At 57.0% G+C, this 20,366-nt stretch carries 14 protein-coding genes and 1 pseudogene; 12 read left to right on the forward strand and 3 right to left on the reverse strand.

The features are described from left to right. Together Q1A00_RS08100 and Q1A00_RS08105 are read left to right on the forward strand one after the other, a co-directional pair. Positions 1-1,202, forward strand: a 1,202-nt coding sequence (locus Q1A00_RS08100; RefSeq protein WP_299756156.1) for an HNH endonuclease domain-containing protein, incomplete at its 5' end; no start/stop codon positions are given. Between the two features lie 220 nt (positions 1,203-1,422). Further along, on the forward strand, positions 1,423-4,470 hold the full coding sequence (locus tag Q1A00_RS08105; protein ID WP_299756158.1) for an O-antigen ligase family protein: 3,048 nt from the start codon (positions 1,423-1,425) through the stop codon (positions 4,468-4,470). Between the two features lie 90 nt (positions 4,471-4,560). Here Q1A00_RS08105 and Q1A00_RS08110 read toward each other — a convergent pair. Beyond that, positions 4,561-5,253: pseudogene (locus Q1A00_RS08110) on the reverse strand (winged helix-turn-helix domain-containing protein); the annotation flags it as partial. 232 nt (positions 5,254-5,485) lie between these two features. Here Q1A00_RS08110 and radA point away from each other — a divergent pair. The 9 genes from radA (at position 5,486) to murI (ending at position 14,738) form a co-directional block, all read left to right on the forward strand. Then, positions 5,486-6,877 (forward strand): DNA repair protein RadA, encoded by a 1,392-nt coding sequence (gene radA, locus Q1A00_RS08115; protein WP_298407283.1) that lies wholly within the window; start codon positions 5,486-5,488, stop codon positions 6,875-6,877. Between the two features lie 9 nt (positions 6,878-6,886). Continuing rightward, the gene (locus Q1A00_RS08120; protein ID WP_298407280.1) at positions 6,887-7,978 is read left to right on the forward strand and encodes a PIN domain-containing protein; all 1,092 of its coding nucleotides are present in this window, start codon (positions 6,887-6,889) and stop codon (positions 7,976-7,978) included. Continuing rightward, complete coding sequence (gene dtd / locus Q1A00_RS08125; protein WP_298407276.1) at positions 7,978-8,445, forward strand: D-aminoacyl-tRNA deacylase; 468 nt, start codon at positions 7,978-7,980, stop codon at positions 8,443-8,445. Before Q1A00_RS08120 ends, dtd begins: the two co-directional genes overlap by 1 nt. A 46-nt stretch (positions 8,446-8,491) precedes the next feature. Further along, positions 8,492-8,902: an anti-sigma regulatory factor gene (locus tag Q1A00_RS08130; protein WP_298407274.1), complete on the forward strand. Its 411-nt coding sequence runs from the start codon at positions 8,492-8,494 to the stop codon at positions 8,900-8,902. Positions 8,903-8,911: 9 nt separating this feature from the next. Then, entirely contained in the window at positions 8,912-9,490 is a 579-nt protein-coding gene (locus Q1A00_RS08135) for a SpoIIE family protein phosphatase (protein WP_298407271.1), read from the forward strand. Between the two features lie 21 nt (positions 9,491-9,511). Further along, positions 9,512-12,169, forward strand: a complete 2,658-nt coding sequence (locus Q1A00_RS08140) for a GAF domain-containing protein (protein ID WP_298407268.1) — start codon at positions 9,512-9,514, stop codon at positions 12,167-12,169. Between the two features lie 142 nt (positions 12,170-12,311). Then, complete coding sequence (locus tag Q1A00_RS08145; protein ID WP_298407265.1) at positions 12,312-13,064, forward strand: gamma-glutamyl-gamma-aminobutyrate hydrolase family protein; 753 nt, start codon at positions 12,312-12,314, stop codon at positions 13,062-13,064. A 23-nt stretch (positions 13,065-13,087) separates the two neighbouring features. Next, positions 13,088-13,828, forward strand: a complete 741-nt coding sequence (locus tag Q1A00_RS08150) for a gamma-glutamyl-gamma-aminobutyrate hydrolase family protein (RefSeq protein ID WP_299756165.1) — start codon at positions 13,088-13,090, stop codon at positions 13,826-13,828. Positions 13,829-13,967: 139 nt separating this feature from the next. Beyond that, a complete protein-coding gene (gene murI / locus Q1A00_RS08155; protein ID WP_298407259.1) occupies positions 13,968-14,738 on the forward strand; it encodes a glutamate racemase in 771 nt (256 codons plus the stop codon). Positions 14,739-14,763: 25 nt separating this feature from the next. On the opposite strand, the gene Q1A00_RS08160 is transcribed toward murI, so the two are convergent. Further along, positions 14,764-16,800: a peptidoglycan binding domain-containing protein gene (locus tag Q1A00_RS08160; protein WP_299756170.1), complete on the reverse strand. Its 2,037-nt coding sequence runs from the start codon at positions 16,798-16,800 to the stop codon at positions 14,764-14,766. A gap of 102 nt (positions 16,801-16,902) precedes the next feature. Next, positions 16,903-19,470, reverse strand: a complete 2,568-nt coding sequence (locus Q1A00_RS08165) for a GAF domain-containing protein (RefSeq protein ID WP_299756173.1) — start codon at positions 19,468-19,470, stop codon at positions 16,903-16,905. A gap of 148 nt (positions 19,471-19,618) precedes the next feature. On the opposite strand from Q1A00_RS08165, the gene Q1A00_RS08170 reads away from it, so the two are divergent. Next, a complete protein-coding gene (locus tag Q1A00_RS08170) occupies positions 19,619-20,179 on the forward strand; it encodes a disulfide oxidoreductase (protein ID WP_298490378.1) in 561 nt (186 codons plus the stop codon). Positions 20,180-20,366 lie beyond the last annotated feature (187 nt).

Below are 20,366 nucleotides of genomic sequence, written 5' to 3' on the forward strand. Positions count from 1 at the left end.
ATGGCCGGCTCTACACCGCCATCCCATCGGCTCGCCTCACCTTGCTGCTCGAGTCGGTCGGTATCCGGGTGTTGTTGGTAGCAGAGATACCCGATCAGACCCGACCGGGCATTCGGTGGGTGAATGTGGTGGGGGAGAGGAGCGAACGCGATACCGCTCGTGGTCTCGAACGCATTGAGGCCGTTCTCGCCCATGATCGCAAGACGGCCACCTACAAGCTCGCTCTGCTGCGCGCTCTTTGCGCGATTGCCCGCAACGCGGTCAATCCGGTTGAATGGGGTGCTGATCGGGTTTACGTTCCCCTGCGCGCAATTGCAATCCAATGGCTTATCTTCTATTGGCCGATTGTGACCGCCTCCGAACATATTGCCCAGATTCGCGGTGAGTATTCGAACACGCCGAAACCAATCACTATCGCCTTTCGGTCAGCCATCGCTAAATTAGCAAAAGACGCCGGTGGCCCAAGTAGCCTCTACAATATCTTGCGTGATCTCGAAGAGAATCCGCACCGATACGATAGTGTGCTCAAGTTGATTGCTCAAACCATTCGCAAAGGCCCGGTGGTTCATGCTGGTAGTATTAACGCTCCTCTTTTCACCTATCGCCCCGGCAATCGCGAAACTTTCGGCTGGGTAGGCGTTCCCACCGATATCTGGCTCGATATTTGCCGGTTTGAACACTGGATTGAAGATAGCATCATTGTGCGCTGGGCACGGCTCACCGATGAAATCAATCGCACTGCCAACCCCGGACGTTATCTTGCTCTTTTGATGGCATCACCCCAAGATGAACGTGATACATCTGAAGTGCGGCAGGCATTAAACAACAGCCAAAACTTACAATGCGTCTGGACAGGCAAGCCGTTGCGACATGATTATGCCATCGATCATATGATTCCGTATGCCGTTTGGGGAAATAACGACCTGTGGAATCTGCTCCCTGCCCTCCCGCAAGTGAATCTGGCAAAGAGCAATGCGCTTCCAGCTCGCTCGCTCCTTATCAAACGAAAAGATGTGATTATCGATTACTGGCAGCACTACGCACAGATCAGTGAGTTCCAGCCACGCTTCGCGATCCAGATTCGCCGCGCTTTAAACTGTGACCCCAATCGTCCAGATTGGCCGTATCTCGCTTTCGCCGGCCTCGAAGAAATCATCGAACGTACCGCCACTACCCGCGGCTTGCCAAGGTGGTCGCCGTAAGAGAGCGTCTTTCCTCTAAAGATGTAGTGCTTCTCACGAACCTTATTTGCTGAATGCACAGCCCCTACGTCATTGCGAGGGAGTGGCGGCATCCAGCGGAGCTGGTGCCACCCGACCGAAGCAATCTCCCCCTTCAGCGCAACGTCACCCCCTCAGCAGAGAAGCAGGAACAGCAGCCTCCCTTGACACCACCACGCCACCGGTCTATACTCTCAGCGTTATGCGCAATACGCTGATCCGCTTGCTATCGCTCGCCTTCCTCAATGCGCTGCTAATCGCCACGCTTGGCGTTGCGGTCTGGCTCGACAACGCCGCTTTCCGTGGCATAGCCGAGCGCTCGCCGATTAATCAGCCCTTCCCTTACAGTGATGGTCCGGCGCTTGGCGTCAATGTGTTCAATCTCCATCTCGAGCCTGACCCAGACGCGGTTGACCGTACCTTCGCGCTTGCCCGCGATCTCGGCGCGCGTTACGCTCGCATGCAAGTGCCATGGGATGACATCGAGATCCACGGCCGGGGTGATTTTCGCGACCGGCGAAATGTCGCAACGATTGGCGAGATTTCGAGTTGGGCAAAATATGACCGCATCGTCGCTGCGGCAGTAGCGCATGGAATTGAATTGATTATGCGGGTTGACCGACCACCGCTGTGGGCGTGCGAACGTGGCTGTACGACACCGGAATTTCAGGCCGGCTTGGCGATTGATGGCAATTCGATGGCGCCGCCCGATGATTTGGCCGATTATGGCCGTTTTCTCGCCGTATTAGCTGAACGCTATCGCGGTCAGGTGCGCTTTTTCCAGATTTGGAACGAACCGAACCTAAAGAATGAATGGGGATGGCAAGACCCGAAGCCGGCCGATTTTCTCGCCTTGCTGCGCGTGGGCTATGAAGCGGTGAAGCGGGCTAATCCCGATGCGGTGGTGCTCTTCCCCGGCTTGGCGCCGACCGATGGTCTTGATCCGCGTGCGCCGATGACCGAGCTGGAGTTTCTCGATGCGATGTACTCCCTCGGCGGTGCTGCCTATTTCGATATTATGTCGGCCCAGAACTACGGCCTCGGCCAGCCGCCCACCGAGCATCGCTACGTCTTTTTGCGCGGGCGCGATAATTGGCGTTGGGATCGGCCAATCGATACTCGCAACGATGTGAGTCGGGTGGTGCTGCTGCGCGAGGTGATGGAGCGCCACGGCGATCTGGCGACGCCGGTCTGGGTGACTGAGTTTGGCTACAATGCTGCACCGGATACCATCCCGCCTGAACGCCGATTCGTTTGGGGGCCGCCAGTCGATGAAGTGACCAAGGGGACGTATTTGGCAGCGCAGATCGAGCGCGCCCGCCACGAGTGGCCATGGATGGGCGTGATGAATGTGTGGATGCTGCGCTACGGTGGCTATGCCGAGCCACATCCTGATGATCCCACCCCGTACTTTGCGCTGGTCGGTCGCGATTGGCAGCCGTTGCCTTCGTATGACATTCTACGCGATTATGTCACATCTCCGCCAATTGCCCACGTCGGCGTGCATCGCTGGGATCACCCTGCCGTAATGAGCACGGCCGATGGTTGGCAAGTGCGGTTTGCCGGTACCGAGATCGTGTTGCGCGGCGGCACACCGGCGACTGCGTTGCTCGATGGCGCACCTGTGACGCTGAACGACAACGCGCTGCGCGGTCTGCCTGATGCCGTGCATACCCTCGACCTACACGGCGGTGTGCCACCATCTGAATTTGTGGTGGCGCGTCGTTTGCCATGGCGGACGCTCGGTGATTATGGGCCATTAGCGCTTGTGATTTTACTAGCAGCAGTCGGCGCCTTGACGATGCGTACCGCGCTGTCGTTGCTCGATTATCTGCTGCAACGTTGGTACCAATGGGATGCTCGTTCTCGCGAGTGGGTCATCTTCACTCTCCAAGGCATCACACTTGCTATCGCCTATCGCGCCTCGGCCCAACTGCCGCTGACACTGTTCGGGCTGTTGCCCTTTATCGGCCTTGCCATCGCCCGGCCTGATCTCGCTGTCCGTTTGGTTGCGATTACTGTGCCGCTCTATTTTTTACCCAAAGGCTTGTTCGATGCTCGCTTCGGCATTCGCGAGAGCGGCATTTACCTACCATTGCACGAGGTAGTGTTGCTGATTGCCGCCTGCGCAACTCTGATCCGTGACTGGCGATGGCTACCGCAATCGTTGCGCTTGCACGCCTCGACAGTGATCGCCCTCGCCCCCCCTGCATTGGTTTTGCTTGGCGGCATCTGGGGCGTATTGATCGCCGAAGCGCGTGGCCCGGCCTTGCGTGAGCTACGCTGGATGATCGTCGAGCCGCTGCTGTTCGCTGCTCTCCTGTGGTGGCACGAGCGGCAAGGTCGCCCCACGCTGATGCCAACGCTGATCGGTTGGTTGGTTGCTGGCGCTGTCTCGGCCATCGTGGCGTTAGCTCAAGCTGGCGGCTTCAACCTCGTGCCGCTGTTTGGCGTTAAGAGCGGGCATGGTGAAGATTTAGTCGTAACGGAAGGCGTCGTGCGAGTAACCGGCGTCTACGGCCATCCTAACAATCTAGGGCTAGCGATGGGGCGGGTCTGGCCGTTGGCAGCAGCGCTGGCTTGGGCCGCGTGGCAAGCACAACGCCGTAGCATCGCTCTTGCGTTTGCGGTGTGTGCAGGGTTGGCATTAGCAGCCTTAGGAGTCTCATTTTCGCGCGGAGCATACCTCGGCGCGCTAGCCGCCGCTGGCGTTTTGCTCTTCTTCACCGTCACTCCCCGCTATCGCCGACTACTACTCATCGGTGGCGGCGTGGCTGTGACGTTGATCGCCATCGCAATCACTGTGCTCGGCATCGAGCGGCTGAGCTTACTCACCGGGAGCAGTGCCATCAGAGTAGCGACGTGGCGCGCAGCGCTAGCGATGCTCGTCGATCACCCGCTCGGTATCGGCCTCGATCAGTTTCTGATTGTCTATCAGCGGTATATCGATCCGGCACTCCGCGACACCAATGAAATCTACACGGCCCATCCCCACAACGTGATCCTCGATCTGTGGCTACGCGGCGGGCCATTGTTGCTGCTCGGCTTGGGCTGGGTAACATGGCGCATCGTGCGCACGCCATCGGCGCAACCAACGTCTGCCGTGGCGATCGGCGCTGCTGCTACGATAGCCGGTGCGCTGATACATGGATTGGTCGACGCCTTCTACTTTTGGCCCGACATAGCCATCGCATTCTGGTTGTTGGCAGCATGTGCCGGCTACCGCCTGCCCAATGGCCAGCCCCAATAGTTGCTCGCCGCCTATTGGTAAAGCCACAGCGGGGATCATCTGGGCATTCGTTTCTTGGATGAGCGTCACTGCGGAACAGAGCATAAAGCCATATCCACGGATACTACAAATAATCCTCGGTAAGTCTAGTTCTCGTTCAATCTTCTGGCGTAGCCGGTGAATCCGCATTTTGAGTAATTCACGCGCCTCTGCCTGAGAGAAATCTTGTTCGTAGAGCGCGCCTGCTAACTCTTTGAATGAAGCCATCTGTTGCGGCGATTGAATAAGATGCTGCAATAACTTCATTTCACCTACACTCAATTTGATCAACCGTCCTTCGATAATGACTTGACGGTGATTTGTATCAACCAGTATTGATGGTGAAACCGGTGATACAAGCGTTGTTGGCTTCCGTATGCGCCGGCGGTTGATTACGAATGGCACTCGTCGATAACGCCTCCTCGCCTGATGAAGCGCATGCTGGACGCTTAATAATGCCCGTAACCGCGTGTTATTTTCAGCAGCGCCCGAATGAACAGTTAAAACATTAAAATTTGCACCGTATAAAACCACTAAAGAGTTTACATTCTGCATCAAAATATCAACCACTGTACCAGTATTGAACAAGAATAAAAAGTCAAAGCTTAATATCAACACATCAAAGACCGCCTGTGCGCGACAGTTATAGGCGGCGCTCATATCACCGACAGCGATAACTGCCCAATGATAGGCATTCAATGCTCTCATCAACACACTACGACGATATGGATTACCTTCTACAAGTAAAGCAATACCGGCTACCATGACTAAAACCTTCGCAATGAATCAAGAAAATGTACGGCGAGTATAGAAGGCTGCAATTCGGCTTTGCAACTGCCAGCACTTCCTAGACGCCATTAGTACTGTTTACCTACTCGTTTATAGATTATCAGATAGTGTTTATATTACCATATACCTACTATCAATTTTAGTTAACAATTATTCTTTCAAAGACTCCACAATTCATCGGCTACGGTGGCAGTGGTATAATGCAGCTATGGCAAAAACACGCACTCTTTTCGTCTGCCAACAATGTGGCGCCCAACAGAGCCGCTGGATGGGGAAATGTCCTGAGTGTGGTGCATGGGATAGTTTAGTCGAGCAACTCATTGCTCCTGCCCGCACCTCCAGCGCCAGCCGGCCTGCCGCGCTCAGCCCAAACCAGCCAGTCCGCTTGCGCGATGTGCCGCTGGCCGATTTCCAGCGGCTGCCGGTCTATGCCGAGGAATTTTCCCGCGTGCTTGGCGGCGGCCTCGTCCCCGGTTCCGTGGTACTGATCGGCGGCGATCCCGGCGTCGGCAAATCAACGTTGCTCGGCCAAGTGGCAGCTCATTTTGCCGCTAGCGTTGGCCCGGCCCTCTACGTCAGCGCCGAAGAGTCGGCCCAACAGATCCGTTTGCGCGCCGAACGGCTTGGCCTCACCGCTGATGATCTGTTTGTGCTCGCTGAAACATCGCTTGACCTGATTATCGAGCACATTCGCCACCTGCACCCGCGTTTGGTCATCGTCGATTCGATCCAGACGGTCTATCTGCCCGAATTAACCAGCGCCGCCGGCAGCGTCTCTCAAGTGCGCGAGGGTGCGCTCCGGCTAATGCAATTGGCCAAAGAAACGGCTATCCCGATCGTGCTGGTCGGTCACGTCACCAAAGAAGGCGCTATCGCTGGCCCCCGTGTGCTCGAACATATTGTCGATGTGGTGCTTTACCTCGAGGGTGACCGCTTTCACCAGTTTCGCCTGCTGCGCGGGGTGAAAAACCGCTTCGGCAGCACTAACGAAGTCGGCGTGTTTGAAATGGCTGGCGACGGGTTGCGTGAAGTGCGGAATCCGTCACAGGTCTTCCTTGCCGAACGCAACACCCACAGCCCCGGTTCGACCGTCGCCGTGACTCTCGAAGGCACCCGCCCACTGCTGGTTGAAGTGCAGGCCCTCACTTCGCATACCGGTAACGCCCAACCGCGCCGCACCACCAACGGGTTTGACCTCAACCGGTTGTTGATGCTGACCGCGGTGCTGTCGAAACGGGTTGGATTGCCCCTGTTTAATCAAGACTTGTACGTTAATATCGTAGGCGGGTTGCGCATCGGCGAGCCGGCCGTTGATCTGGCCGTCGCACTAGCTATTGCTTCATCCTACCGCAATCAGCGCATCGCGCCTGATGTGGTCTGCCTCGGCGAAATTGGCCTGTCGGGCGAATTGCGCAGCGTAAGCCAGCTCGACCGGCGCTTGAGCGAAGCGGCAAAGTTGGGATTTCGCCAAGCGGTGATCCCGGCCCATACGACCCCCGAAACGCCACCCAACTTGACCGTTACGCCGGTGCGTTCGCTGGCGGAAGCAGTTGAACTCCTCACCCGCAATGTGCGATCATCACCGTCTGACATCGAATAAGGGTGAGACATGAGACTAGGTCTCGATTTTATCGTGCGCCTCATCGGCTTTGGCTGGATGGCTTATCTCGGCTTATGGCTAGGTCGTTCCCTATCAGGGCCAAATCCGACGCCTGATCAAGTCCTTGCCACAGCGTTACTCATGCTCGCTGGCGGCGGCCTCGGTCTCATCCTTGCACCACGCTTGATTGTCGATCCGTTACACTCGCTCTTTCGGCAGGCACGGATCATCCCGCTCAGCGATGTGATGTTAGCGGCAATTGGGATCCTCATCGGTCTCGTTGCCGGCGTGCTGCTCACGGTGCCGCTAGCGATGCTGCCGGCGCCCTACGGCAATCTGCTCCCAATTATTGCGACGGCTATTTTGGTCTACTTTAGCGCATCGATCTTGTATCTGCGTAAACGCGATCTGATCGAATTGATTAACCTGTGGCGCCAACAACGCGCGCAACTTGCACAACCTTCTCCGCCAACCGGCGAGTCATCCCCCGCGCCTGCAAGCGGTCGCCGCTATTTGATCGATACGAGCGCCATTATCGATGGCCGGATCGCGGCTGTTGTCCGCACCGGTTTTATGGAAGGAACACTGCTTATCCCTTCCTTTGTGCTGGCTGAATTGCAAATGCTGGCCGATTCAAACGATGATTTGCGCCGCCAAAAGGGCCGGCGCGGCCTCGAACTGCTCAATCAGATGCAACAGTCGTCACCGTTACCGATCGAGATTCTCAATCACGATCTACCGGATGTGTTGCGGGTTGATGATAAACTGATCGAACTAGCTCGCCAGCATCATTGCCCGATCATTACCAATGATTACAATCTCAATCGGGTCGCTGGGTTACAGGGCATTACCGTGCTCAGCATCAATCAGCTCAGCGATGCCCTGCGCCCGCCGGTAATGCAGGATCAGCGGTTGCACATTTTGATCCGCAACGAAGGGAATACCCGCCAACAAGGCGTGGGGTATCTCGATGACGGCACGCCAGTGATCGTCGAGAACGCCCGCCATCTCATCGGGCAAACCATTGAAGTAGTCGTGACTCGCATTCACCAGACCCAAACCGGTCGCTTGATCTTTGCCATTCCAGTCGAGGAGGCGTAATGCGAGCAGTGATTCAGCGTGTCAGCGAAGCGTCCGTCACCGTCAACGGGTCGGTCGTTGGCGCCATTGGCCACGGCTTGTTGATTTTGCTTGGTGTTACCCAAACCGACACTCTTGCCGATGTTGATCTGCTGGCCGAGAAGATCGCCCACCTCCGCATTTTCGGCGACCACGAAGGCAAATTCAACCTCTCATTGATCGACGTTGGCGGCGCTGCGTTGGTGGTCTCGCAATTTACGCTCTATGCTGACACCCGCAAAGGCCGCCGCCCTAGCTTTACTGCCGCCGCGCGCCCTGAGATCGCTGAGCCGCTGGTTGACGCCTTCGCCGATGCGCTCCGTGCCCGTGCCATCCCCGTCGCCACCGGCGTCTTTGGCGCAATGATGCATGTGGCGCTGATTAATGATGGCCCGGTGACAATCGTAATTGATAGCGCTGAATTGCGCTTGCCGCGCCGTTCAAACTAGCCGAACGGTCGCACTTCGCTAATCCCCTTCAGGTATAATACAAGGTATGGAAGCGACCATTGTACGCATTCAGCGTGAAGCCGATATTTATGTCGCTCTTAGCACCGGTCGCCGGTTGGCCGGTGAATTGCAGTTTGCTGAAACGGATCGCACGCGCATTGAGATCTGTATCCTTGAATTGGGCCATAATCTGATCCGGCATGCGGGTGGTGGCGAGATCGAAATTAGCCCCGTTCATCATCCAGAGGGCATGGCTGGTTTGGCTATTGAAGCCCGCGATTGTGGCCCCGGCATTCCTGATGTCGAATTAGCTCTGCGCGATGGGTACAGCACAACTCATTCGCTTGGCGCCGGTTTACCCGGTGTGCGCCGGCTGATGGATGAGTTCCATATTCATTCCATCCCCGGCGTGGGAACGACGGTGCGCGCCGTGAAGTGGCGTACTATCCGCAGATAACGAGGCAGTATGAAGCTTGTGTGGGGAGCGGCGCTACGGCCCAAGTTTGGCCAGAGTGTCAGTGGTGATGCCTACCTAGCATTGCCATACGATGATGATCATTTGTTGGCCGCGGTGATTGATGGTCTCGGCGGTGGTGATGCCGCAGCCGAAGCCGCCCGCCGTGCGGTTGCCATCCTCGAAAGCGATCCGGCTGCCGATCTGACAGACTTGATGCGCCGCGCCGACCGCGCGCTCGTCGGCAGCCGCGGCGCAGTGATGGCCTTGCTTCGCCTTGATGCCCGGGCACGCACTGCTGAGTTCGTCGGCGTTGGCAATATCGGCGCGCAAGTGTATAGCGATCTGCTCATCAAACCGATCTCGAAAAATGGCATCGTCGGGTATCGGTTACCGCAACTCTTGCGCCTTGCCTATACCTACAATTCTGGCGATACCTTCGTTTTATACAGTGACGGTATTTCGAGCCGGTTCACGACTGAACCGCCGCCCGATCTGCGCCGTTCGCCCCAGCAGATTGCTGATGAGATTTTAGCTCGCTTCGGCAAAGATAACGATGACGCGACGGTCGTAGTCGTGCGTAGTGAATAAAGAAAGCCGCCGATCGCCTGTATGAAGCCTGTGTTGAGCCATTGGCTGCAAACCCAGCAGGCCACCCTGCTGCAACAGTGGAATGATTTGCGCGACACAACCACGGGATCGGTGGCGACCCAAGCTCAGCTCGATCTGCAACGCTTCGCGCTCGCACTAGCTGCTGCGGCTAACGGTGACGATCAACCGCTACGTGAGCTGTTAAGCGAATTGGCCACTGCTGAATCCGGCGCCGATCTGCCCGCACTGGTGCGCAATATCAATCAGATGCATCGCGCAACCCGCGCTGCTTTGCTCCACGATACACCTGATGTCGCCCTGATCGATACGTTGGCTGAATTGTTCGATCAGGTTATTGCGACGTTAGTTGATATTTGGGCCGAACACACCAACCAGTTGATCCACGAGCGCGAATTTATTGCTGCTAGTCTTGATGCCGCCTCGGCAGCAGCCGATCAACGCGCGCTGCAACTGAAGGCGCTCAATGATATTTCGCAACGCCTTTCAGCAACCCTCGACCGCAATGAGCTGCTGGAAATTGTGATTGATAGTTTGCATCGCCTTACCGACACCCACCACGTTGCGGTCTGGTTGACAGATTCCAACCACCAGCTTCGCGTCACCGCCAGCCGGGGCAGTGTCGACGGCCCATCGTCCGGTTATCGCTTGCCGCCTACGAACCCTGTTATTCAGACGGCATTTACCTGCGCTGGCGGCACCTTTTGGCCGGTAGCTCCGGTTGATCCCGACCACGACTGGCTGATTGCCGGGTGCAGCGTGATGATCATCCCTATGATCGGCGGTGAACGTCTGATTGGCGCCGTGACGCTGCAAGAGCGCAATAATCCGCTCGATCTTCGCTTTATGCAAGATCTAGCCCAGAGCATCGTCAGCCAAGCGACGATTGCTTTGCAAAATGCAGACCTGTATCATACGATTCGTTCCCTTAACGCAGAACTCGAACAACGGGTGATTGAACGCACCCGCGAGTTGGAAGAAGAGAAAGATCGGCTCGCCACCCTGCATGCCATCGCCTCACAGGTCAATCAGACGCTTGATCTCGATCAGATTCTTAACAACTCGCTTGAGATGCTGGCGCGGATTATTCAAGCTGAGCATGCCTCAATCTTGCTCGCCGAGGAAGATAACCCTAGTCTCCTCGTGACCCGAGCGATTTTAGGCAAGAAGGTCACGCCTGAAAATATGATCCGCTTTGCAATTGGCCAAGGCATCGCCGGTTGGGCGGCCCAGCACGGCCAAACCGTGTTGGTCAATGATGTTGCGCAAGATGAGCGTTGGGTGTCGATCCCCGGCAGCACCCGCAAGCGCGAAGGTTCGATGATCTCGGTGCCGCTCTTTGTGCAAGGCGAGGTGATCGGGGTCATGACCCTTTCGCATTCGCGCACCCATTTCTTCCACGAAGGCCATGTCCGCCTGCTCAATGCCTGTGCCGGTGCAATCGCGATTGGCATCAATAATGCGAATCTGTTCCGCATGATTAGCGCTGAAGCCGAACGGCGCTACGAATTGCTCGATCGCCAACAGAAAGAGACGAGCCAAATTGCTGCCATTTTGCAAAGTCTGCTTGACGGTGTGATCGTTTGCGATCTCTACGGTAGTGTGTTGAGCGTCAATCAGGCCGCAAGCCGCATTTTGCACCGCCCTGCCGAAGAACTCGTACTCTGGAATCTCCACGATATCATTCAGCGGCATCTGAGCAACCATGCTGCCGAATTGCCGCTCGATGATCTACTCCGCCGTCCGCTTAGCGTTACCGGTGAAGCACGTACATTTTCGACCACAGCCGTGATCAGTGGTCGCACGATCAATGTTTCTCTTAGCCCTGTGCTCAAAGAAGATGTCAACGAAGACGACGGTGAATTGCTCGGTGCCTTGTTGGTGTTGCGCGATATTACCCGCGAAGTGGAAGCCGATCGCATGAAGAATGAGTTTATCGGCACCATGTCGCATGAGTTGCGTACCCCGATGACTGCGATCAAGGGTTTTACCCAATTGCTGGCGATGGGGGGGTTGGGGCAATTGAACGATACCCAGCGTGAGTTCGTCAATACCATCTACAGCAATACTGAGCGCATGATTAATCTCATTAACGATGTGCTCGAAATTACCAAGATCGAGTCAGGCAGCATTGATCTCGAATGGCGCTCGCTCCATCTCGCCGAGGCCCTCAGCGGCGTGATCGCCGAACTGCAACCACAAATCGCTCAACGCCGGCATCAATTGACGATCTCGATCCCGCCCGGCCTGCCGTTGATCCGGGCTGATGCGATGCGCTTGCACCAGATCCTCTATCACGTGCTGCTCAACGCGATTAAGTATACTCCGCCCGGCGGCAAAATTACGATTGCCGCTCGCGAGACCCTCAATGTCGATCTGCCCGAACCGGTGCGCAGCACGTTGAGCGATAGTCGCCGCTATCTGCTGCTCAGCATAAGCGATACCGGCGTTGGTATTCGGCCCGAAGATTTGCCCCGCATCTTCGACCGCTTCTTCCGCACCGATAATCCGCTCAAGGTTGAAGCGGGCGGCACCGGCCTCGGTTTGTCGATCGTGAAGCCGCTGGTCGAATTGCTCGGCGGGCGAATCTGGGTTGATAGCATCGTCGGCGAAGGCAGTACCTTCTCCATCGCCCTGCCAGTTGCGACCGAACGCGGATAACCTTTAGCATAACATACGGGTACACCGCCTCACGACGCTAAGTACTCCCGTGCAATCATTCCCGCGACTGATGATTCGCTAGGATAGTATGTTATAATGCGCACTCATAATATCGGCATTACCGACCATGGAGGAAGCGCGCATGACGCCTCTGATCGGAATCTCCTGCGGCACCTTCCGCGACCGCGATTGGTGTCCGCCTTCATATGGCCATCGCCAAACTTATGTTGACGCTGTGCTGCGGGCCGGCGGCGCGCCGCTGCTGATCCCGCCCCTGCTCGACGCTCCTGCGCTGCGCGCGATTTACGACCAGCTCGACGGCTTAGTGCTCGCCGGCGGCGGCGATATTTCACCCAGCCACTACGGCGATCAACCCCACGAGCGCCTTGGCATGATTGACCCGCCGCGCGATATGGCCGAATTGCGCCTTGCCCGCTGGGCTGCCGCCGACGGCAAACCGCTGCTCGGCATTTGCCGCGGCGTGCAGATGATTAATGTCGCTCTCGGCGGCTCGCTTTACCAAGATATTCCCTCTCAGCTTGGCTCGCCGATCGATCATAACGCTTCTTATGCTCGCGAAGATTGGACGTTCCTTGCCCATCCGATCACCATCGCGCCCGACTCGCGCTTGGCCCGCTCCCTTGGCACGACTGACCTCATGATCAATTCGTTGCATCACCAAGCGGTACGCCGCGTGGCTCCCGGCTTGCGCGCCGTGGCATGGGCGCCCGATGGCGTGATCGAAGCGCTCGAAAGCGAGGATCACACCTTTATTGTGGGCGTCCAATGCCATCCTGAAGCGTTGCAGGAGGTAGCCGATCCTCGTTGGCAAGGTCTTTTTGCCGCGTTTATCCAGAGTTGCCGCGACACACGCCGCCAGAGCCGTGCCGCTTAGCCTACCGTAATATTGAACCTACTATGACTGATCACGCTCGTCCCCTAATCGGTATCACGGTTATGCACAGCGGCGCCAGCGCCGATGGCCGCAAATTGCAAGCAGTGCGGCCTACCTACCTGCGCGCCATCGAAGCTGCCGGCGGTATCCCGCTGATCATCTCCTTGACCGATGATCTCAGCGCCGTGCGCGTGCTGTATGACCTGTGCGCCGGTATCCTCTTGCCCGGTGGTGGTGATGTCGATCCAGCCTATTACGGCGAAGCGCCGCATCCACAGCTCGGCCCGGTCGATCCGCAACGCGATGCAGTTGAGATAGCATTAGCACGCTGGGCTGCCGCTGATGGCAAACCGCTGCTCGGTATTTGTCGCGGGTTGCAGGTGATAAACGTCGCCCTTGGCGGGTCGCTCTATCAGGATATTCCTGCCCAATTCGAGACGACTATTGACCATCGCGCCAATACCCGCACCCGCGCTTGGACGGACCTGACCCATCCGCTGACAATCACCACCGGTTCAAGGTTAGCGACGGTCTTGTCGGTTGAACAGATCGGGTGCAACACGATGCACCATCAGGCGATTAAAACGCTCGCCCCCGGCCTGCGCCCAGTAGCTTACGCTCCCGATGGTATTATCGAGGCGGTTGAGACAACCGGCGATCACTACCTGTTGGCCGTGCAATGCCACCCCGAACATCTCTGGGATAGCAGCGAACCGCGCTGGCAGGCGCTGTTCGCCGATTTTATTGCCGCGTGCCGGCCATAGCAGGAGCAGAGCGGCGCTCTGCCTGTCGCTCCTCTCTCTACAGAGCGGACAGAGCGGCGCTCTGCGCCTGCCATGCGATTCCTGTACCAACTGTTTGCGGTGACATTGTTCGCTATTACACAGATAACCCAACCTTGTTATGATTGGCATTTTCGATTCCGGATTGGGCGGTCTGACAGTCACGCGCGCCATCCGTGACCGTATGCCCCACGCTGATCTGGTCTACCTTGCTGATAGCGCCTATTGCCCTTACGGCCCGCGACCGGTTGACGAGATCCGCGCGCGCGCATTGGCCTGCGGGCGTTGGCTGGTTGATCAAGGCGTGCGCATCGTCGTGGTCGCGTGCAACACCGCGACGGCTGCCGCGATTGAATTGCTGCGCCATGAATTGCCGGTACCGGTCGTGGGCATGGAACCGGGGGTGAAGCCGGCGGTAGCAGCTACTCGCCGCGGTAAAGTGGCAGTGATGGCGACCAGCGGTACACTCGCGAGCGATCGCTTCCGCGCACTCGTTACTGCCTACGCCGCTGATGTTGAAGTTTATGCGTTAGCTTGCCCCGATTTAGTCGAGCAAGTGGAAGCCGGCGCCACCAGTGATGAGCAAACCCGTACACTTATTGCCGGCCATCTCGCCGCCGTACCCGATGCCGATGTGATTGTGCTTGGATGTACCCATTTTCCGCCCCTCACCCCGCTCATCAGCGCCTGCGCCGGGCCAGAAGTGACAATTATCGATACCGGGCCGGCGGTTGCGGCCCAAACTGCGCGCATCGCCGAACGAATCGGGTTGCCGAAGGGGAGTGGTATGCTCCGCTGCTATACCACTGGCGAGCCGCAAGCCGTTGCGCCCGCCTTTGCCAATATATGGGGAGAGGTCTTGCCGTTGATTGGGATTGATCTCCCTTCGTAAGGGCAACCCCAACGTCGCCCTTACCTTACCCCGTCGCATCCTGCACCGGTTCAGCCGGTGCCGGTTCAGCCGGTGCCGGTTCAGCCGGCGGCGTGGGCGTTGGCAGCGGCTTGCCATCGGGACCGAGGTCAGCCGGATTATACTCAAAGATATCAGGCCATGGCTTGAAGCGCGTGACAAACTCGCGCCGTTCGATCTCTTTTCCATCAGGGCCTAGCACAATCCGGGTAAAGAGAATATCCATCCCGCCACGAGCCTTATCGCTCTGGCGCGGCTGGCCAACGGGCCGATCAGGCACTGCCACATAGACCGGCTCGGTCGGGGCTGGCGTGCGGTTGGTGATCACTGGCCCTTCCAACAACACCTTCCGGCCGGTATCGGGGCCGTAAAGCCGGACTTCAGCCAAATTACGCTGGGTATCCACCAACGTCTGCATCAAAATCCAGCCACCGGTATCGTTGAGGAATTTCAAATCAGGACCGCCGGTAAAGATCGTTGCATCCATCCCCGGCCCGTCGCCATAAGGACCAAAGCCGTAACGATCGTACCAGTTAATGTAAAACGAATGCCCCCAGCGTTCGGTGATCGGCAAGCCAGCCCAGAACGCAGCACGGAAAACCGTTGTGCTATCTTGACAAATACCGCCGCCCCACTCCAACTGGGTGCGATTCTGAATGATCGCGTATCCCTCAACGAAGCCGTTTGAGCCATCAATCCGGCCAATGGTCTGATTGAAGGAAAACTCTTCGCCGGGCGCGATAAGCACACCGTGCAGCAAGCGCATGCCAGCTTGAATATTAGTCACACGGTATGGCGCCGAGCCGGTAAAGTCGCTCCGCCCAACCCCGATTAGGGTCGTAATGCCCAATTGGTCGAGGTTCGCTGCACTGATCGGCGGCGGAATCTCGCGGAAGCTGACTGCTATAGTCCGCTGGTCAGCCGGTTTGGTCAAGGCTGCCAACACCTCAGCAAGCGCCTGCGCTTCATCAATCCGTCGCCCCGGTTTGCCCTCTTGGAAAATTTCCAGTCGGCCATCATTCCAATTCAAGCGCGGATAGGTGCCTTTCACCTCGGTTGAGTCACCGAGCGCGATCAATTTGTCCATGACCATCTCGCGATCGATGCTCACCACCAACCGGTCACCAGCCGGATCGGCCACTCGCTCGACCCGGATCATGCGGGCCAATTCATCAAGCGACCACACAAATGACCGGTTATCAACCAGTAGGGTAATCGGCCCGGCCAGCATTGCTGCGATTTGATCTTGGGCCACAAACGCCGCATCATCGCGTAGCGCCGGTTCGAGCGCGCGCGTGCGCAAGGCTACCGTATCCGGGTTTAAATCTTGAATCGCGGCCAGAATCTCGTGGAGCGTTTCAATCACCAACACCTGGCGGCCAGCCGCGCTTGGTTCAACCTGCACCGTGGTGCCATTCAGCACTAGCCGAGCGTCAACCGCTGGCCGCTCGACTTCGGCCACCCGCGCCAGCAAGTAACGCTGCATGGCCTCTTGATCAATCGAAAGCCTGAGCGGCAACTCAACCCCATACTGCCAAACGGCCCCGATCTGTTGCAAATTGGTAAAGAGATCATTGCCCCGGCCAACAGTCAACGCGGCATCCAGCGCTTCGTCAATCTCGAGCGTCACCCCCAACTCAGCAAGGGTCGGCGTCCACGAACGACCACTGTACGTCAAGACCACCGGTTGGGCCAGAAAGGGGGCAAACGTCGCCTCGATCGCAGCGCGGGCATCGTCACGGGTCAGATTGCCAACGGGCACGCCGCGCACGCTGACATTGGGCAAAATACGGCCCGCATAGCTCTGTTCCAGATAGACGAGCGCGCCGGCAACCAGACCAACGCTGGTAAGCAGCATCACCAATAGCCACCACCATCCAAGCCGCGACCTGCGCCGTGCTCGCCGAACCGAACTACGCTGCGCTGCTGGCTGTGGCCCAGTTTGATCTGGCCAATCAACTGCGCCGGGTAACGACGGCGTAAATGTATCATCTACCGGGCGATCGTGAGCTGGATTGAAAGGCTGCGAATGCTGGGCCGACACCAGAACCTCCTCACCATCACATAATTTTGTCTGACAATTTACTATACCGTTGCCGGCAAGGCATGTCAATAAATGAAAGCTGACAAATAGCTGGCGTTTGATTCAAGACAACGACGTCTCACGCATTCGGATCAGCCGTTGTACCAACTCGAGCAGCGCCTCGGCTCGGAAAGGCTTTTGCAGTGTGGCCACCACCGGCCCATCTCCTAAATGGCTCGCATCAACTGGGTAGCCGCTGATCAGGGCTAGTGGAACACGTCCATCACGCGCGGCGATCCGGCGACAGATGTCATACCCATTGGTATCGGCCAGCGTAAGATCAACCAGCGCGCATGCAATCTCGCTATCGGGATCCACGAGTTCGAGCGCTTCACCGCCGCTGGCCACCGCTTTCACCCGATACCCGGCGTGGATTAGCATCCGTTCGATCAACGAGCGCACTTCATCGTTGTCATCAATCACCAGCACCAACGGCCCGGCGTCGCTTTCGGCAGGGAACGGAGAGCGTTCTCTTGCCGCAGCCGGCTGTGGCGCAAGCCAAACGGTAAAGACGCTACCGCTGCCGAGCTGGCTTTCAACTTCTAATGCACCGCCGTGCCGGCGGACAATGTTGAGCACACCCGCTAGGCCGAGGCCATGGCCATGCGTTTTGGTGGTGAAGAAGGGGTCAAAAATGCGCTGGCGAATCGCTGGATCAATGCCAATCCCGTTATCACGTACCGACATCACCACATACTCGCCGGGCAATAACTGGTGCGGCGGCAGTAAGCGATGTAACGTATCGGTGTCGAGGATGCGCTGGCGAGTCTGAATACTAATGCAGCCGCTGCGCTCCGGCAATGCTTCGTAGGCATTGATCACCAGATTCATCAACACCTGCCGGAGTTGCACTGGATCAGCTATGACTTCCGGCAACTCCGGTGCCAGATCAAGCCGCACGTCTACCTGTGATCCTAGTGACAACTGCAACATTGGCAAGGTTTCGTCAATCAATTGATTGAGTTGCAAACGCTCTACCTGTAGGCAATCTTCTCCGGCAAAATTCAGCAGTTGATGCGCTAGATCACCGGCTTGATGGGCAGCGCTTAACAGATGGCGCAGACTCTGCTGGGCGAACGGTTCGATCGTGGATGCCGTCTGCAACAGATGAGCATTACCAATAATAATGTTGATCAGATTGTTAAAATCGTGGGCAATCCCGCCCGCCATCACCCCCATACTCTCTAACCGTTCGAGCGCTTGTAACCGCCGCTCGTAGTTCAGTAACTCCAACGACTTTTCGCGCTGTTCGGTCAGATCTTGACAAACCAGCAACAGTTCGGCAACGTCGCCATTCAACTGCCGCCGGCACGTGATCGTCCAGAATAACCAGCGCTTATGCCCCTGCATCACCGACGTCGTTTCAAACGAACGGCTATTGCCGCTGCTCATCACCTCGCGCACGAGTGCCGCAAACAATGGCTGTTCCGCTTCTGATAGCAACGCAGACGGATAATCAGCTCCGATCATCTCACCGCGAGTGCGGCCAAAGACCTGTTCGGCCATGCGGTTGAATTCGGTGATGCGCAAGTTGGGAGTGAGACAGATAATCACGTTGCCGGCCAATTCGATCAATGAACGAAACCGCTCGAAGGTTTCCAGCATGCGGGCAAAGAGAAACGAGTTTAATAATGCGACACTAACTTGATCGGCGAGTAGCGATAACAAAAAGAAATCTTCATCGTCAAGCGGAGGATTGCCGGTTGACTCAACAATAATCACGCCAGCCGGCGTGCCTTCAGCGTAACGGAGGGGCACAACAATGCACTGGGTCGTGCCCGGCCGCACCTCGATGAAATCGGGATCAAGGCTGGCATCGCGCACAAACTCGGCCTTGCCGGTGCGCATAACTCTCCCGGATACGCCTTCGTCCAATTGTATGACCGGCAATACTTGATCATAACCAACGACTGCTTGCAAACGCAATGCGCCATCATGCAATAAATAAATGCTGACCAACTGATAGCCGAACACTGAATGTAATTGGCGCACCACGAGTTGGCAGAGCATTTCGGTTTGTAACGCCGAATTGACCAACCCGGCCACCCGCTGCACCAACAACAACTGGTTGAGCCGGCGTTGCATTGAGCGATACAGAATGACATTTTCTACCGCCAGCGCCATGCGTTGAGCCAGTTCCGTCGCAAAGTCAATATCGTTTTGCGTAAAGCGGCGGCCCGAAGCATCGGTGAAATTCAAGACCAACACTCCATTGACCTGATCGCGAGCGCGCATTGGCACGCAGAGCAGGTGGCGGGGCCGGACTTGCAGCATAATTGCGCGGTACGCCAGCGAAAACGCTGGTTGTTCGCTGTAGTTGTCGGGAAGATCGGCCAGCAACACAAGTTGCCCGCTCCGCAGCACTTGGGCCGGGGCAGAGGCAGGATCCACCAATGGATCGGCTTGGACAAGCTGATCGGCTAGCGGCTGTTGGCGGGGATCGGCGCATGCCATCGCAACTCGGCGCGCCTGCTGATGTTCGTCGCGAATGATGATCGCGCACCAATCGCCCAATAATGGCACTAAACGGCGGGCAACGTGCTGAAACGCCTCGAGTTGGTTAAGTGAGATGAACAAGACGCCTACGTCGGCGAGCAAACGGGTTTGTGCGGCGTTCCAGCGTTCATCCATGTGACTACGCCGAGAGGTATCGAAAAGGAAACCACCCGCCCGCCATATCGCAATATTACCTTCTAGTATACACTTGCTTAGATGCCACTTCAAGCAATATCCCATGATACAATGCAAACGCGTTGTATCAATCCAAGCGGAGTACTCTATGGATCGCGCTCAATCAATGACTATTACCACCGCAACCAAGTTCAGCTTGCTTGATTGGCTGAGCCTGAGCTGCCGGCATATCGCCTTGCTCGCTGCGATGATCGCGACTGCCGGCAGCCTGTTTTTTAGCGAAGTCTTGCGCTGGATTCCCTGCGAATTGTGTTGGTATCAGCGGATTTTGATGTATCCGTTGGTGCTTATTCTCTTTGTCGGAATTTGGCGTGATGATCGCAAGGTTTACCTCTATGCGCTACCGCTGGCGCTGGCCGGCATCGCCGTTTCGCTCTACCATTATCTGATGGTGATGCTGATTATTCCGCCTGCCCCTTGCGCCGGCGTGGTGCCCTGCGCGTTCGATTACATCAATATTCCCGGCGCGCTGAGCTTTGTGAAGATTCCGTTTCTGGCGCTGGTAGCCTTTAGCATCATTAGCGTGATGATGGCCAATCTGGCGCTGGCCGAAACGCCGCCAGCCTGTGGTCGCCCTGCCCGTATCATGGCGACGGTGATCGTCATTGGCACCGCCGCACTCTTTATTGGCTTGGGGATGATGATTTAACCGTTAGCCCCTACATAAGCAAACTGTCATTACCCGACCGCCCGGAGTGTGATATACTCCGGGCATCAAGATTGGCTGGCTAGGGCTGTGCGGGGGCGCAGCCGGGAGGGTAGAGCAATAACACGTCTTTAGACAATGAAGCGCATGGGCTTCGCCTACCGGCGAAGTTGACGAGGATGGAGGTTCC

Origin of the sequence: uncultured Chloroflexus sp., from assembly GCF_938091255.1 — a bacterium.
Lineage (GTDB): Bacteria > Chloroflexota > Chloroflexia > Chloroflexales > Chloroflexaceae > Chloroflexus.

Bases quoted from the DNA above. Each gene is read 5' to 3' on its own strand.
- Q1A00_RS08105 (WP_299756158.1), top strand. From the start codon at position 1,423: ATGCGCAATACGCTGATCCGCTTGCTATCGCTCGCCTTCCTCAATGCG.
- radA (WP_298407283.1), top strand. From the start codon at position 5,486: ATGGCAAAAACACGCACTCTTTTCGTCTGCCAACAATGTGGCGCCCAA.
- Q1A00_RS08120 (WP_298407280.1), top strand. From the start codon at position 6,887: ATGAGACTAGGTCTCGATTTTATCGTGCGCCTCATCGGCTTTGGCTGG.
- dtd (WP_298407276.1), top strand. From the start codon at position 7,978: ATGCGAGCAGTGATTCAGCGTGTCAGCGAAGCGTCCGTCACCGTCAAC.
- Q1A00_RS08130 (WP_298407274.1), top strand. From the start codon at position 8,492: ATGGAAGCGACCATTGTACGCATTCAGCGTGAAGCCGATATTTATGTC.
- Q1A00_RS08135 (WP_298407271.1), top strand. From the start codon at position 8,912: ATGAAGCTTGTGTGGGGAGCGGCGCTACGGCCCAAGTTTGGCCAGAGT.
- Q1A00_RS08140 (WP_298407268.1), top strand. From the start codon at position 9,512: ATGAAGCCTGTGTTGAGCCATTGGCTGCAAACCCAGCAGGCCACCCTG.
- Q1A00_RS08145 (WP_298407265.1), top strand. From the start codon at position 12,312: ATGACGCCTCTGATCGGAATCTCCTGCGGCACCTTCCGCGACCGCGAT.
- Q1A00_RS08150 (WP_299756165.1), top strand. From the start codon at position 13,088: ATGACTGATCACGCTCGTCCCCTAATCGGTATCACGGTTATGCACAGC.
- murI (WP_298407259.1), top strand. From the start codon at position 13,968: ATGATTGGCATTTTCGATTCCGGATTGGGCGGTCTGACAGTCACGCGC.
- Q1A00_RS08165 (WP_299756173.1), bottom strand. From the start codon at position 19,470: ATGGATGAACGCTGGAACGCCGCACAAACCCGTTTGCTCGCCGACGTA.
- Q1A00_RS08170 (WP_298490378.1), top strand. From the start codon at position 19,619: ATGGATCGCGCTCAATCAATGACTATTACCACCGCAACCAAGTTCAGC.